Annotated in this window: 2 protein-coding genes and 1 pseudogene; 2 read left to right on the top strand and 1 reads right to left on the bottom strand. The window is 69.6% G+C overall.

Going from position 1 to position 1,834, the window contains the following annotated elements; genetic code table 11:
* Nucleotides 1-264, top strand: a pseudogene (locus AC27KI_RS23940) (hypothetical protein); the annotation flags it as partial.
* 82 nt (nucleotides 265-346) lie between these two features.
* On the opposite strand, the gene ylqF reads toward AC27KI_RS23940, so the two are convergent.
* Complete coding sequence (gene ylqF / locus AC27KI_RS23935; protein WP_487116227.1) at nucleotides 347-1,366, bottom strand: ribosome biogenesis GTPase YlqF; 1,020 nt, start codon at nucleotides 1,364-1,366, stop codon at nucleotides 347-349.
* A gap of 80 nt (nucleotides 1,367-1,446) precedes the next feature.
* Here ylqF and AC27KI_RS23930 point away from each other — a divergent pair, with 80 nt between their 5' ends.
* Entirely contained in the window at nucleotides 1,447-1,692 is a 246-nt protein-coding gene (locus tag AC27KI_RS23930; RefSeq protein WP_284402592.1) for a hypothetical protein, read from the top strand.
* Nucleotides 1,693-1,834: the final 142 nt, after the last annotated feature.

Below are 1,834 nucleotides of genomic sequence, written 5' to 3'. Positions count from 1 at the left end.
CTGAGCTGGCGCAACGGCACCGAGGCGCCGGGCGACGCGCCCGACGACGCGCACGCCGCCTACCAGCTGGAGATCGAGGCCGCCGCCCCCGGCGCGCCACCGGTGGTGCGCATCACCTGCGCCCAGCGGCAGTCCGATCCGCGCCACCCGCTGCCTCGCCACGCCGTGGACCACGCGGCCCGCCTGCTGCGCTGGTTCACGGTGCTGGAGCAGCGCCTGCATGCGGCGCACGGGGGTACGGCGCAGAGCGGTGATACCGCCTGATTTGCTATATATTTAATAGCAATACAGGCAATCGATACTAGGGCATGGGCCCGTTTTGACTCAAAGCCGGCAGGCCCGGGCGTCAATCCCCGCCGCCGTCCCCGCCCCCATCGCCGTTGCCATCGCTCTCCGGCGCCTGCGAATCGCCCTGGCCATTGCCATCGTCGCCGCCCCGGCTGCCGCGCTTGCGGCCCCGGGCTTCCTTCTTGGCGGCGCGCAAGGCCTCCTGCCGGGCGCCCTCGGCCTGCCAGACCTCGAACTCCTCGGGCGTCTCCAGCGTGATGCGGCCCAGGATGGCGGTGCGAAAGTCCGTCATCACCAGCTCGGCCGCCTTTTGCAGGTTGACGCGGCCGCCCGCCATGATGGCGCCGCGCTTGCGGGCCACGGCCTCCAGGATCTCTTCGTCCTGCAGGTTTCCCACCGCGCCTGCCGGCAGGCCCAGCTTGTAGCGCGCCTCCATCAGCGGCACGTAGTGCTGCTTGAGGTAGCCGATCAGTTCCAGCGCCACCTCCTCCTCGTCGTAGGCATTGCGGCCGATGGCGCCGCTGGCGGCCAGCTTGAAGCCGCTTTCGGGCACGGTGATGCGCGGCCACAGCATGCCGGGCGTGTCCCACAGGTAGAAGTCGTCGGCCAGCGTGATGCGCTGCTCCAGCTTGGTGATGCCGGCCTCGTCGCCCGTCTTGGCCTGGCTTTTCTGGCTGAGCGTGTTGATGAGCGTGGACTTGCCCACGTTCGGAATGCCGCAGATCAGCACCCGCATCGGCTTGGCCATGCCGCCGCGCTGCGGCGCCAGCTGGTGGCAGGCGTCGATGAGGCGCCGCGCCGGCGCGGGCTCGGACGCATCAAGCGCGATGGCGCGCGTCTCCGACCGGGCGTTGTACCAGTCGAGCCACAGCGGCGTGCGCGCGGGGTCGGCCACGTCCTGCTTGTTGAGCACCTTGACCGCCGGCTTGTGCCCGGTCAGCTCGGCCAGCAACGGGTTGCTGCTGGAGCCGGGCAGGCGCGCATCCAGCAGTTCGATCACCACGTCGATGTCCTTGATGCGCTCGCCGATCGCCTTGCGCGTGAGGTGCATGTGACCGGGAAACCACTGGATGGCCATGGAGAGTCTTTCGCTTTTTTGAGGGGGTTCGAGGGCGACAAGGATAATCGGCCCTGTCTTCACCTTCCGCACTGGCCTACATGCCCCTTCCCCCACCCCCCGTTCACCGCCCCGATCAGAAGCACGACAAGGAGTTGCTGTTCAAGGGCGTGACCTGCGCGCTCATCGGCCTCATCGTGCTGCTGGCACCCTACGTGGCGCGGTCGTCCAGCGTGGCGGACATGATGCGGCAAGCCTACCTGGTGGGCTGGTTCGCCCTGGTGCTGGGCGGCGCGTTCCTCGTGCGCTACGCCATGCGCCGCTATGGGGGCCGCCGCCGCTACTGAGAGCGCGGGACGATGCGATGACCGAAGTCGCCACCGACCTGGCCCGCGCACGCGCTGGGTTCGCCGCGCTGCAGGCCCGCGCGCAATCCCATGCGGTGGCGCTGCGCCCGCCCCCGGCCGAACCCACCACCTGCTGCGGCCG

This window comes from Acidovorax sp. KPB24-03 (assembly GCF_057546605.1).
The sequence above is the reverse complement of the archived record's forward strand: the minus strand, read 5'-3'. Positions and strand labels throughout refer to the sequence as shown.

Coding starts and splice junctions, on each gene's coding strand:
- ylqF (WP_487116227.1), bottom strand. CDS start 1,366: ATGGCCATCCAGTGGTTTCCCGGTCACATGCACCTCACGCGCAAGGCG.
- AC27KI_RS23930 (WP_284402592.1), top strand. CDS start 1,447: ATGCCCCTTCCCCCACCCCCCGTTCACCGCCCCGATCAGAAGCACGAC.